Genomic DNA, 12,257 nt, shown 5'->3' with positions numbered 1-12,257 from the left:
GCCAGCTCGCCAGAACCAACCGCAACCAAGGATCGCCCCGTGGCCACGCATCTTTATTCGCAAGATCTTCCGGACGGACTCGACCTTGGACCGGTTGTCGCCATTGATTGTGAAACCATGGGGTTGAACCCCCATCGGGACCGTCTTTGCGTGGTGCAAATGTCGGGCGGCGACGGCAATGCCCATATCGTGCAGATCGCAAAAGGGCAGACGTCCGCGCCAAACCTGACCCGGATGCTGGCCGACCCGAAGGTTCTGAAGCTCTTTCACTTCGGGCGTTTTGACATCGCTGCCCTTTATCATGCCTTTGGGACATTGGCGGCGCCGGTCTATTGCACCAAGATCGCGAGCCGCCTGGTGCGAACCTATACGGATCGCCACGGCCTGAAAAACCTGACCCAGGACCTGTTGGGGCAGGATATTTCCAAACAGCAGCAGATGAGCGACTGGGGCGCCGAGACCCTGACCCAGGCTCAGCTGGATTATGCCGCTTCCGACGTTCTCTATCTGCACCGCTTGCGCAAGGAACTGGACAAGCGCCTGGCACGTGAAAGCCGCACGGAGATCGCTCAGGCGTGTTTTGACTTTCTGCCGGTGCGCGCGCAGCTTGATCTGGCTGGCTGGCCGGACACGGATATATTTGCCCATTCCTGACGGTGCCCGCCGCACCCCGACGACGCCCTGATCCGCAACCCCAACACAGGAAGGACGAGCCATGGATCGCTATTCGCGCACTGTCGCCTACCTGAAGGTTGTGCTGCCGCTGGCGTCGCTCGGGCTGCTCTCCACCCTGTTTCTGATCTCGCGCGGCGTGGAAAACGAACCTGCGATCCCCTTTGCCCAGGTCGACATCGAAAACCGGCTCCGGGGACAGCAGGTCACAGCACCATTTTTCACCGGCACCACGGACTCGGGTCACGAGATCACCATTGCCGCTGCAAAAGCCCTGCCTGATGGCGATCAGGGCACGGCCTCTGCCACCGACCTTGAGGCCGAAATAAAGACCACGGAAGGAAACAGCATTCTGCTGCTGTCCGACTCCGGGTCGATCCGGCCCGACAAGGGGACCGCTACACTCACTGGGAACGTGCGTATCCTGACCGCAAATGGCACCCGGGTCGAAACCGACACACTGGAGGCGCTGCTGAGCGGCATCGAAGCCCGTAGCCCCGGCGCAATCACCGCCACTGGTCCTTTTGGTGACTTTTCCGCTGGCGCCATGCGGATCTTCACACAATCGAAGAACAGTCCCGTACATATAGAGTTCACGGACGGCGTGAAGCTGGTGTACGATCCTGCAAAAGTAGAAAGATAACCCGTGCGACGACTGACATTTGTTATGCTCTTTGGTTTGATGGCCCTGGGACAGGCCCCCGCCGGTATGGCGCAGGGGACAGGGGTATCCTTTGGGATCCTGCAGACGGACACGTCGCAACCTGTCGACATCACCTCCGACAGTATGCGGGTGAACCAGGAAGACGGCTCTGCCTTGCTGACCGGCAGCGTATTGATCATTCAGGGTGATATGCGGCTGAGCGCGGATAATGTTTTGGTCATCAGACGGGCCGAGGGCAACGGGATCAAACGGCTCGAGGCGCGCGGCAATGTCGTGCTTGTGAGCGGCGAGGATGCCGCCGAAGCGCGCGAGGCCGATTACACCATCGAAAGCGGCACGGTGGTGATGCGGGGGGATGTGCTGCTGACCCAGGCCGGCAACACCCTCGGCGCAGAGACCATGACGGTCGATCTTACCACCGGCAACGCGACGCTCAGCGGCCGGGTTCGGACCACCCTCGGCGGCGGTAGCAATAACTGATGACCCATCCAAATCTGACAGTCACCACCGGGTCGTCGGGGCTGCGCGTCAACAAGATGCGCAAGAGCTACCGCAAGAAGGTCGTCATCCGCGATGTCTCGATGGAGCTCAACCGGGGCGAGGTCGTCGCGCTGCTGGGTCCAAACGGATCGGGCAAAACCACGAGTTTCTACACGATTGCCGGGCTGGTGTTTCCCGAGGCCGGCAGCGTCACCATCGACGGGCAGACCGTGACCTCGCTGCCGATGTACCGGCGCGCGCGCTTGGGGATCGGATACCTGCCGCAGGAAATGTCGATCTTTCGGGGGCTCTCGGTCGAGGACAATATTTCCGCGGTGCTGGATATTGCGGTTCGCCACGAACACAAACGGCGCGAACGCCTGGAGGAGCTGCTGTCCGATTTCTCGATCGAACATTTGCGCCGCGCGCCTGCTCTGGCGCTCTCTGGTGGCGAGCGTCGCCGGGTGGAAATCGCCCGTTGCCTGGCGGCAGATCCGAAATATCTGTTGCTTGACGAACCCTTTGCCGGGGTTGATCCGATTTCGGTTGGCGACATCCGCAATCTGGTTGCCGAGTTGAAAACGCGGGGCATCGGCGTGCTGATCACCGATCACAACGTGCGCGAGACCCTGGAAATCGTCGATCGCGCCTACATCCTGCACGACGGTCAGGTGCTGATGTCCGGCACCCCGGAAGAGGTCGTTGAAAATGAAAACGTCCGCCGCGTGTACCTGGGCGATAACTTTCGGATTTCCTAAACACCCCTGACGCAAGATATTCCGGCAAAGGCTCGCCGACTGGTTGTTTGAACCAACGCGATGCACGTGGAATTGCATTGACTCCGTGCCGGGTTTGTCATCGAATTGTGTCATGGCAAACATGCGTCCCGATGCAGTCCCTCCTTTGACCCTGTGTTCAGGGTCCGGCGGGCTGCACGCTGCAGGGTTTGCCCATCCTTCCTGGCGATCCTGATACCGACACCACAGCCCTGCTGTGTCCATTGGTGCGGGCCCAGGCAACACAAAAAGGAGATCACATGCGTTACAAAGTCAGCGGAAAACAGATCGACATCGGCGAATCTCTGCAAACCCACGTGGAGACGGAACTGAGTGCGATCCTGGAGAAATACGCAGGCCGACCGACCGATGCACAGGTCGTCTTCTCCCGCAGTGCGCATGAATATGTCTGCGAAGCAATCGTCCACCTGTCCACCGGGCTGACATGCCAAGCCAAGGCCCATGCCACTGAAATCTACGCCTCTTTCGAGGCCTGCCTGGAAAAAATGGACAAGCAGCTGCGGCGCTACAAGCGTCGTCTGAAGGACCATCACCGGGATCGGGCCGAACCGGTTGAACTTATGGGAGCCAGCTCGTATATCCTCGCGTCTGAACAAGCGGAGTCCGCCGACGAGCCGGACTCACTGCAACCGATTATCGTCGCCGAGATGGAGACAAAAATTCCCTCCTTGTCTGTTGGCGAGGCGGTGATGCAGATGGAACTGGCTGGCTCACCCGTGCTGGTCTTCCGCAATGAAGGCAAGGACGGGCTGAACGTGGTGTATCGGCGTGAAGATGGCAACATCGGCTGGATCGATCCCTGATCGAGAACTGAATGACCAGAGGGGGCCGGCAACAGGCCCCTTCGCCCTGAGTGGAGCAGAGGCAATGCAGATTTCCAACATCCTCACGCAGGAGGCCGTCCGGGTCATTGGTGCGGCATCGAGCAAGAAACGCCTGTTTCAGGAAATCGCAGAAGTCGGCCAGGCCGCCTACAACCTGGATGCCCAGGCCACCGTCGAAGCCCTGCTCGACCGCGAAAGCCTCGGCCCCACCGGCGTGGGCCATGGGGTCGCCCTGCCCCACGCACGGCTGAGCGACGTGGATCGCGTCGTGGGGGTGTTTGTCTCGCTGGAAAAGCCACTTGATTTCGGCGCCGTGGACCGTCAGCCGGTCGACATCGTCTTTGCGCTGTTTGCACCTGTGGACGCGGGTGTCGAACACCTCAAGGCGCTTGCACTTGTCTCCCGCACCCTGCGCGAACAGAGCTTCTGCACCAAGCTGCGGGCCAACCCCGACCCGGCCACGCTGCACACCATCCTGACCGAAAGCCAGTCGGTGCAGGCCGCCTGAGCACCGCAGCGGCATCGGACTGACGGTACAATCCTGATCTGCAGCCCCCCTGTGGCAGGCGCCCTGTGGTAGGCACTCTGTGACACCTGCGACCACATCGCGGAGCGCTCCCCATGCACGCAAAGGGAGCGCATGCGCAGAGATCCTCAGATACCGTAAGCCTTGCGCACAAATCCTGCGCCAAATTCCTGCCCCATCAAGCGGTCGCAAATCCCGCGCATCAGTTTGAAACTATCTGCGCGCAGCGTCTTCTCGCCATCCTTCAGGGCTTTGTCGGTCACCGTCGCATCCTTCTTCACGTAATGCGCAACCAGCGCCTTGTTGGCGTGGTGACCGATATTGTAGTCGTTCCGCGGCCCGTATTTCTTGACGGCCTCGGCGATCTTATTTTTCTTGTGAACCAGGATGTAGGTATCCAGAAAAGGCTCGTCATGGGTCGCCTTCAGCAATGCCGACAGGGCGTTGGTCAGCTTGCTGTCCTTCAGGATCATATCCACCGTCGGCTTATCGGACAACTTGCTCATCTTGCTTTCGAAGGCATGCCGCTTGAGCAGATCGCTATGCGTGTCATCCGCGACCTTCAGGTAGTTGTCCAACCCCGCAATGGTTCCCTTGTGATCGCCGATCTGCTTCTTGCAGACCTTGATCGCCGCCATGATCTTCAGCTTGAGCTTGCCCACGACCATGATTGCATGTTCGACATCCTTGAGGATCGCGGCAAATGTCCCCACCGAATAATTGGCCTTGGCAATGTGTTTCTGCCAGTCATCCAACGCCGCGCCCACACCAAGCCCCTTGAGGAACAGGGGCCGGTTGTCCTGCCACTCCTTGCGGGTCATCTTCTTTGGTTTGAATGATTTGTCCATTGTCTGTCCCCATTGCAGTCTGCAGGAATGATACGATCCCGCGCGATGGTTCCGACGCTAAAATCACAGAAAATTCGAACAGATCAGGCCCAGTCGCCAAACCCCAGCGTCATGTAATCCCGGGCATAGATCGAGCGGCTCAGGGACTCGAGCTTGGCGTCGTAAATGTCCTGCAGGCTGTAAGGGCGGTCCGCCACAACCCGTGGTACCGGCCCCGGCGACAGGCGCCCCAGCTTTCTGGCCAACCAGGGCAGATCATCGGCCATCTCGTGATCGCGAATGATCAGATCCGGCGAACCGAGCTCGGCAAAACCAGCGATCACCTGTGTCTGGCTGGCCCAGCGCGCATCCACGCGGATCGCCGTTTGCCCTGCCAGGTTCGCCTTCAGAAACAACAGGAACTGCTCGAAGGCCGCCCGATGATCCTCCCGCGTGTAGGTGTCATCCGGTTCTGTCGCCGGAATCTGCAGGTCAAACCGACGGCGCAGGGTCTTGCGGATCTGTCCCAGACTGTCAGCCCCGGTGCTGAGGATGCTGCGGCAGAATATCGAATGCGCCCGCGCCAGAGGGTGCCGCACCACGGTAAAGCTCCGGTGCGCCGGATTGTGCTTGCGCCATTGCCGCAACTGCTTCTGGCTCATTCCCGAGATCAGCCCATCGGGTTCGACCTTGTCCAACGCGCCGATCCAGCGGGTGACATCGGCCTCCACCCCGCATTTGATCGGCATATAGAGGATTGGCGTCACCACCCCCGCCACATAGCCCGGCACCGCCGGACCACGCCGGGGTTCGAAATTCGGCGTCCGGGTCAGATTGAACCGATCCAGCCCGGCCACGGCCTCCATCATCTCCTCCGGATTGCTGACCTTTGACACCACCGGCGCCGGGTTCTGGCGCTTCAGACTCTCGTCCAGCGCCCCCAACCGGGCGGAAGTGCCCAGCCATGCCGCAAGGCCGTTCATCACGTCGAGATCCTGAAGATCCTCATAGGCAATGTAGAACGCGGTCTGCCCGTTCCGCTGCAGGCGATTCAGGATGGTGACCTGAAACTCCTGGACCGCCTCCACATAGGCCCCGAATTCGGCGCCATCAAATTCGGCTTTGGCGTCCTTGCGACGGGCAACGTTGGTCAGCTTCCACTGACCGGTGCTCCGCGCGATCTTGAGCGACACATAGCTGTCGAGCGGGTTGCGGGTGAGGACAATCTTGGCGATCCGGGGATCGTCCAGAATGCAATCCAGCACCCGGGGATCATGATCGTGAAAATAGCGAAATCCGCCGAGCACGCCCGGCTGGGATCGGATCGCCGTAAGCACCTGCATCGGGTCGCTATCGCGCACATGTTGGGACACCCCCAGAATGTCATCCTTGTTGGGATAGCCGATGAAATGCGGATTGAATGCCTCCCCATGGCAGGTGACACCCTCCAGTGCATTGAGGTTGGCCTCGAGGAAATTCGATCCCGTGCGCATGTCTGCGAGCACGACAAAGGAGTGGAAGGCACCAGTCATCGGACCTCACTTCACCAGATAGGGTTTGCGGCGCGGGGGCGCACTCTGCTGCGCAAGGCTCTGAACCGGGAAGTCCCCCATGAGATAGGGATGCATGCCCTGGTTTTTCAGGTTTTGCAGGAACTGACCAAACCCGCTCAGGTCGACCAGGCGCGGCGCGGCGCTGAGATGGCCGCCGGTCGATCCGATTTCATCAACAACTGTCTGCAGGTTTTCCATCGGCGCTTCGATGAATTCCGCCATCGACCAGATGCGGATACGCGCCTTGGCCCAGTGCGACCGCAGGATCTTCAGATGCTCCGACTCGATCCGCTGCAACCGGGCGGCCTCCCGCCTCAGGTCGGCAAAGTTCCGGTTGGACTTGAACAAGGGCACCGCCCACGCGCCCGAGATCACCGAAATCTGCGCGTTGGTATCCCGCGCCATGAACCAATTCGCCTGCTGGGTGTCGCCCGGGCCAAACTGAAAGCACTGCCGCTCACCGCGGGTGTTCCAGATCAGATTGCTCAGATAGCTCTCGGGATTGTAGTCGCGCAGCGCCGCCGTATCGCTGAGGCAGCCATTTATCAACTCCTGCCCGCCCGCGAGTTCGGCCCGTCCGGGCGCAAACACATGGCCATGCACCCTGGCCCCCGTGGCACGCGCCAACCAGGTTTCGAAATCCTCGAACAATTCGGTAAACCCTTGCAGCACCGAATAGGGCCCCGACGTGAGGCCGTTTTCCTCGCCGTGCCGCGGATAGCGGCTTTGCATATAGAGCCCCTTGCGCCCCCGGGTGCGACGTTCGACCGCTTTGGCAAAAATGCGGTCGATCTTGCCCGGATTGGGTTCTTTCCGCGTGCCAGCGCCAGCCCCATCCGTCAGAAACGCCTGATAGAGCCGTTCCGCATGTGGCCAGATCTTACGCGCCACAAAACAGTCTGACCGACGCAAAAGCTGCAAATGGTCATCGTAGAAAATATGCGGTTTGCCCTGGTAGTCGAACTTCGACAACGTCAGCGAGCGGCTCTCGATCTGATCGGAATAGAGCCGCGCAAGTGTCTGATAGTAGCTCTCGTCAGGGATCCACACATGCCGGAAATAGGCATCATGCCGGGGCCGCTCCGGATCCTCCAGGATCGCCGACAGGGTTCTGCGCGTCAGGCACCACCATTGGCTGCCCATATGCGGCACCAGCCCCGCCGGTATACGACGGCGCAGTTTGAACCGGCGCTGCAGCGCGACATAGGCGTCAAACAGCTTGCGATGCCGGCGCCAGGAAAACGGGAACCTGAGGGTAAACCGCTCTGCACTGAGCCCGCCCACGATCCACGGCACATCCGCAGTGGTGGCACTTTCGATGAAATCCGTGGCCGGGCGTACATCGAGATAGTCGATCAATTCCTGCACGGGCCGCAGCGGCAGGCACGACCCGGACGCCAGAAAGACATGACGCACCTCCGCAAACTCCGACAACATGTATTCCGAGGCAGCTTGGGATGCGGCAACGATGCCCCAGGTTCCCCATTCGCAGCGGTGGCGCCGGCTGAACCGGATCAGCGGATCATCGGCAAGCGCCCCGCGGAACGCCTGAAAGGTCTTGCGCGGGACATTGCGATCCACATGCAGCACTACCGGGCACCCGGCGGCGGTCCAGTGGCGCGCCACCTGTTCGGCGCGCTCCAGTGCCGTATGCACCAGCATCACGATGCCGACAGTGCTCATGCCCAGTTCCCCTTGGACATCAGCCCCATGATCTCCAGCTGGCGCCAGTTGATGTATTTCTCGCTCCACTTGCACCAAAGCTCGGGGCGATCCTTGAGCGAATTGGCATAGGCCGTGTATTCGACCGACCTGCCATAATGTTGCCGCCGCTTGATCTCCTCCGCGGCCTTTTCGCCGAAGGTATCGAGAAACTTGGTATGCAGGAGTATTCCGCTGGCCTTCTCGCCGCCATTGGTTTCATAGACCTGGTTCAACCCGCGCGGCAGCAGCATGTGCGTTGAGCTCACAAAAGCATATTTGCGATGCCATTTCACCAGCGGGATCTTGTTCAGCGCTGGGGCGAGCTTTGGCTTGTCGGCAAAAAACACCCGTGCGCGCGGGCCACCCTGTATCCACAGGTTGCCGTAGCGATTGTTCCGCTTGATCGTGTAGTTGCCACCATCGAACCAATGCGCGATCTCCAGCGGATCCTGTCCCGCCTGATAGGGCACCTCGTCGATCCGGCCCTTGGGATACATATCCAGCAACATCGCCGCAAAGCTGCGGATCTGCGATGTATCAAGCCAATCCGTCAGCGCGCGGATCGGGCGCGTATCGCAGAACGGGTAGATAAAGAACTCATCCGGATCAACGACCAGGGACCAATGGCCGTGCGCATAGCGCCGCAGCAGGTAGTTGATCCAGTCGACGCCATAGGTTGCGCGTTTGTAGCTGCCGCGGGTGTGCCACACCGAGACATCCGGCATATCAGACAGATACCCCTGCACCCCATCAGTCGAGTCATTGTCGACAAACAGAAAGTGATTGACCCCCAGGCTGCGGTAATACTGCAGGAAATAGGGCAGGCGGATTTGCTCATTCCGGACCGTTGTCGCGAGCAGGATGTCACCGGGGCGGATCCGGTGGGTATTGTCCTGCATGCAGCGCAACTCTCGCGACTTTCGCAAGGCGCGCAGGACCCGACGCTTGCGCCTGATCCGCATCTGGTAGGAATCCCAAAGCCCCAAATAACTGCCCTCAAGTTTCAGGATCGGCCCCACGACCCTGGCACAGGCTTAATGCGCCCGCACAGGTGCAGGCAATATGTCATGTCCACGTTATCGAAACAATGCGTTTAGAAATGGTTACATAGTCGACGAACCGATCGGCATTACCAGGTGATGCGGCTGCACAACCCCAGACCCACCAGCTGCTCCGGTCCCTGATACCGAAGCGCACCCGGATGCCACAGATCCGGGTATTTTTGAATTTCGTTATAATAGTCATCAAAGAGGTCGGGCATGTGAAAATGCTGGCGACGTCCCTGTTCAATCCCGGACTTCTGCACGACCTCCGGCAGGAACTTGGTATGCAACAACACGCCGGACGGCCCGGGCGCACCTGGACCTCCGTAGAGCATGTTCAGATGGCGTGGCAGCAGAGCATGGGTGGAGTTGGTATAGGCGTACCGCCGGTTCCAATGGATCAGGGGGATCTTGTTCAGCGTTGGCGCACGATCCGGGCTCTGCGCAAAAAAGACCCGGTCCCGCGTACCGCCCTGTACCCACAAATTGCCCCGCGGGGCCTGCCGCCGAGACCGGAAGGGACCGGGATCAAACCAGTTCAGCAGGCTGGTCGGATCCTGCCCGGGCGCATAGGTTTGGCGCCCAAGCGGACCCTTGGGAAACAGGTCCAGCAACAAGGCACCAAATCCAATCTGCCCCCGGCGCTCCAGACAGGCCGCCAAATCCCGCAGATCATGGGCCTCGATCCCGTCATAGGTCAGCAATTCGTCCGCATCGACGGTCAGGCACCATCTGCCATGGCCGTAGCGCATCAACAGCCAACCGGCCCAATCCACGCCAAAACGGCTGTCGCGGTAGCTGTCAGCCGTCCGCCAGATCGAGATATCGCCCGTGCCGGCCTGTTGCCGCACATAATCGCTGCTGCCATCCGTGCTGTTGTTGTCGACGATCAGGAAATGGCCCGCGCCCAGATCCCGATAATACTGCAGGAAATGCGGGAGACGCTGCTGCTCGTTGCGCAGCACCACCACGACGACAACATCTCCAGGCTTGATATTCCGCGTATTGTTGACAACCTGTTGCAAGCGATGTCGCGCCCGCAGCGCGCGCCACAGACAGCGCCGCCGCTTCCAGCGCAGCCGATAGGCCGCGCCTGCCGAGATGCGGGGCAGCGCATCAGCTGACACGTCAGCGCTCGTAGGCACCAGTCTGGTGCCAGCGCCAGGCGTCCGCAATCATCTGGTCGAGCGAGGAGCGAACCGGCTCCCAGCCCAGCTCTTCGCCGGCGCGACGTGACCCGGAGACCAGCTTGGTGCAGTCACCGGCACGCCGCGCGCCGATGGTGTAGGGGACATCCGTATTGGTCACCGCCCGCGAATGCTCAATCACCTCCATCACCGAAAACCCGGTGCCGGTGCCGAGATTGAAGACACGGCTGCCCTTGCCCTCCTGCAACCACTTCAACCCGAGAACATGCGCATCCACCAGATCGCAGACATGCACATAGTCGCGAATGCAGGTGCCATCAGGCGTCTCGTAGTCGGTTCCAAACACGGTGAGCGCATCACGCTCGCCGCGGATCGCCTGGATCATCAGGGGGATCAGGTGGGTTTCGGGCTGGTGACATTCCCCCACCTCCGCCTCGGGATCGGCGCCGGCCACGTTGAAATACCGGAAAATGACCGCGCGCAGACCATGCGCAGCTTCGAAATCCTTCAGGATGTCCTCAACCGCGCGCTTGGAGGCCCCATAGGCGTTGAGCGGCTGCTGGGGTGTATGTTCATCCAGCACCACATTGTCATGCTCCCCATAGGTCGCACAGGTCGAAGAGAACACAAAATCGAGGCAGCCCGCAGCCACCGCAGCTTCGATCAGGCACAGTGAGCCGCCCACATTGTTGGCCCAGTACCGCCCGGGCTGGCTCATCGCTTCGCCGACCTGGCTGAGGGCGGCAAAATGCATCACGGCTACGGGCTCGTATTTTTCAAATACGGCATCAAGGCGCGCCCTGTCGGTCAGCTCCCCGTGCTCGAAAGGCCCGAACTTCACCGCATCCTGCCATCCGGTGACCAGATTGTCATAAGTGACCGGCGTATAGCCCGCCCGCTTTAGCGCCTTGCAGGCGTGCGATCCGATATAGCCGGCGCCGCCGGTCACGAGTACATTGGTCACGGTGCTTCCCCAAGTTCGGCTTTGCAAGTGAGAGTGGACTGCTCACCGGGAGTGAAGCAACTCCCTGCAATCGGAGCAACCTCAATCCCGTGTGACGCTGGCGGTTTATTCCGCCGCACGTGTGACCTGTGCCACGTCCTGGATATAGTCCATCAGATCGTCCCGAAGATCCGGCCGCGCCAGGGCGAAGGCGACGGTGGCCTGCAGGAACCCGGCCTTGGAGCCGCAGTCAAACCGCTGGCCTTTGAACCGGTAGCCGTAGACGGGCACATCTGCGGCGATGTCTTCCGCGATCGCATCGGTCAGCTGGATCTCGCCGCCCGCCCCTTGCTTGCGCTGGTTGAGGTTACGCAGCACCGAAGGGGACAGAATATAGCGGCCGATCACCGCGAGGTTCGAGGGCGCATCCTCTGCCTTGGGTTTTTCGACCATCCCGTTAGCAGAAATCACCGCGCCCTTGTCCTCCTTCACATCGAGCACACCATAAGAAGAGGTCTTCTCGGGCGCGACTTCCATCGCCGCCACCATATTGCCGCCGGTTTCCTCATAGGCTTCGACCATCTGCTGCAGGCAGGGTTTGTCCGCTGCGATCACATCGTCGGGCAGCATGACCGCAAAGGGTTCATTGCCGATCAACCGGCGCGCGCACCACACGGCGTGCCCAAGACCGAGGGCCTTGTGTTGCCGGATATAGGCGACCTCCCCGGAATCCATATTGGTGTTTTTCAACACCGAGAGCAGCTCGTCCTTGCCCTTTTTGCGCAGCTCCTGCTCCAGCACCGGCGCGTGGTCGAAGTAATCCTCCAGCGCGCCCTTGCCGCGCGAGGTGACAAAGATGAATTCCTTGATGCCCGCCGCGCGCGCCTCGTCGATGGCGTATTGCACCAGCGGCCGGTCGACCAGGGTCATAATCTCCTTGGGCACGGATTTGGTGGCCGGCAGAAACCGGGTTCCGAGACCCGCAACCGGAAAAATGGCTTTGCTTACTTTTCTACGCATTTGTTCATACTCTATTCTTGGAGACGTCTCGTGCTGCATGGCACCCGGTCTCCGGA

The 12,257-nt window shown here is 60.5% G+C and carries 13 protein-coding genes; 6 read left to right on the top strand and 7 right to left on the bottom strand.

Annotated features, from left to right (window positions below; all coding sequences use genetic code 11):
• The first annotated feature begins 39 nt into the window (after positions 1-39).
• From MHM97_RS10740 to MHM97_RS10715, 6 genes are all read left to right on the top strand, one after another.
• Positions 40-654: a ribonuclease D gene (locus MHM97_RS10740; protein ID WP_239322364.1), complete on the top strand. Its 615-nt coding sequence runs from the start codon at positions 40-42 to the stop codon at positions 652-654.
• Between the two features lie 61 nt (positions 655-715).
• Complete coding sequence (lptC, locus tag MHM97_RS10735) at positions 716-1,315, top strand: LPS export ABC transporter periplasmic protein LptC (protein WP_239322363.1); 600 nt, start codon at positions 716-718, stop codon at positions 1,313-1,315.
• A gap of 3 nt (positions 1,316-1,318) precedes the next feature.
• A complete protein-coding gene (locus MHM97_RS10730; RefSeq protein ID WP_239322362.1) occupies positions 1,319-1,816 on the top strand; it encodes an LptA/OstA family protein in 498 nt (165 codons plus the stop codon).
• A complete protein-coding gene (gene lptB / locus MHM97_RS10725; RefSeq protein WP_239322361.1) occupies positions 1,816-2,574 on the top strand; it encodes an LPS export ABC transporter ATP-binding protein in 759 nt (252 codons plus the stop codon). Before MHM97_RS10730 ends, lptB begins: the two co-directional genes overlap by 1 nt.
• 278 nt (positions 2,575-2,852) lie before the next feature.
• Positions 2,853-3,416, top strand: a complete 564-nt coding sequence (hpf, locus tag MHM97_RS10720) for a ribosome hibernation-promoting factor, HPF/YfiA family (RefSeq protein WP_239322360.1) — start codon at positions 2,853-2,855, stop codon at positions 3,414-3,416.
• 64 nt (positions 3,417-3,480) lie between these two features.
• Entirely contained in the window at positions 3,481-3,945 is a 465-nt protein-coding gene (locus MHM97_RS10715) for a PTS sugar transporter subunit IIA (protein WP_239322359.1), read from the top strand.
• A gap of 146 nt (positions 3,946-4,091) precedes the next feature.
• Here the strand turns inward: MHM97_RS10715 and MHM97_RS10710 are convergent, their stop codons facing one another.
• The 7 genes from MHM97_RS10710 to galU all read right to left on the bottom strand — a co-directional run bounded on the left by MHM97_RS10710 (position 4,092) and on the right by galU (position 12,201).
• Complete coding sequence (locus MHM97_RS10710; RefSeq protein ID WP_239322358.1) at positions 4,092-4,811, bottom strand: hypothetical protein; 720 nt, start codon at positions 4,809-4,811, stop codon at positions 4,092-4,094.
• Positions 4,812-4,894: 83 nt separating this feature from the next.
• On the bottom strand, positions 4,895-6,322 hold the full coding sequence (locus MHM97_RS10705) for a sulfotransferase family 2 domain-containing protein (protein ID WP_239322357.1): 1,428 nt from the start codon (positions 6,320-6,322) through the stop codon (positions 4,895-4,897).
• Between the two features lie 6 nt (positions 6,323-6,328).
• Entirely contained in the window at positions 6,329-8,026 is a 1,698-nt protein-coding gene (locus MHM97_RS10700; RefSeq protein WP_239322356.1) for a beta-1,6-N-acetylglucosaminyltransferase, read from the bottom strand.
• Positions 8,023-9,009: a glycosyltransferase family 2 protein gene (locus tag MHM97_RS10695; RefSeq protein WP_239322355.1), complete on the bottom strand. Its 987-nt coding sequence runs from the start codon at positions 9,007-9,009 to the stop codon at positions 8,023-8,025. The genes MHM97_RS10700 and MHM97_RS10695 overlap by 4 nt, the downstream gene beginning before the upstream one ends.
• A gap of 167 nt (positions 9,010-9,176) precedes the next feature.
• Positions 9,177-10,217, bottom strand: coding sequence for a glycosyltransferase family 2 protein (locus MHM97_RS10690; protein ID WP_239322354.1), 1,041 nt, complete (start codon positions 10,215-10,217; stop codon positions 9,177-9,179).
• Position 10,218: 1 nt separating this feature from the next.
• Positions 10,219-11,202, bottom strand: coding sequence for a UDP-glucose 4-epimerase GalE (gene galE / locus MHM97_RS10685; protein ID WP_239322353.1), 984 nt, complete (start codon positions 11,200-11,202; stop codon positions 10,219-10,221).
• 105 nt (positions 11,203-11,307) lie between these two features.
• A complete protein-coding gene (gene galU, locus MHM97_RS10680) occupies positions 11,308-12,201 on the bottom strand; it encodes a UTP--glucose-1-phosphate uridylyltransferase GalU (protein ID WP_239322352.1) in 894 nt (297 codons plus the stop codon).
• Between the last annotated feature and the right edge of the window lie 56 nt (positions 12,202-12,257).

The sequence above is a fragment of the Epibacterium sp. Ofav1-8 genome (genome assembly GCF_022348185.1).
GTDB lineage: Bacteria > Pseudomonadota > Alphaproteobacteria > Rhodobacterales > Rhodobacteraceae > Epibacterium.
This window is presented reverse-complemented; position numbering and strand designations above follow the sequence as displayed.

Coding starts and splice junctions, on each gene's coding strand:
- galU (WP_239322352.1), bottom strand. CDS start 12,201: ATGCGTAGAAAAGTAAGCAAAGCCATTTTTCCGGTTGCGGGTCTCGGA.
- MHM97_RS10710 (WP_239322358.1), bottom strand. CDS start 4,811: ATGGACAAATCATTCAAACCAAAGAAGATGACCCGCAAGGAGTGGCAG.
- lptC (WP_239322363.1), top strand. CDS start 716: ATGGATCGCTATTCGCGCACTGTCGCCTACCTGAAGGTTGTGCTGCCG.
- lptB (WP_239322361.1), top strand. CDS start 1,816: ATGACCCATCCAAATCTGACAGTCACCACCGGGTCGTCGGGGCTGCGC.
- MHM97_RS10700 (WP_239322356.1), bottom strand. CDS start 8,026: ATGAGCACTGTCGGCATCGTGATGCTGGTGCATACGGCACTGGAGCGC.
- hpf (WP_239322360.1), top strand. CDS start 2,853: ATGCGTTACAAAGTCAGCGGAAAACAGATCGACATCGGCGAATCTCTG.
- MHM97_RS10695 (WP_239322355.1), bottom strand. CDS start 9,009: ATGCGGATCAGGCGCAAGCGTCGGGTCCTGCGCGCCTTGCGAAAGTCG.
- MHM97_RS10715 (WP_239322359.1), top strand. CDS start 3,481: ATGCAGATTTCCAACATCCTCACGCAGGAGGCCGTCCGGGTCATTGGT.
- MHM97_RS10705 (WP_239322357.1), bottom strand. CDS start 6,322: ATGACTGGTGCCTTCCACTCCTTTGTCGTGCTCGCAGACATGCGCACG.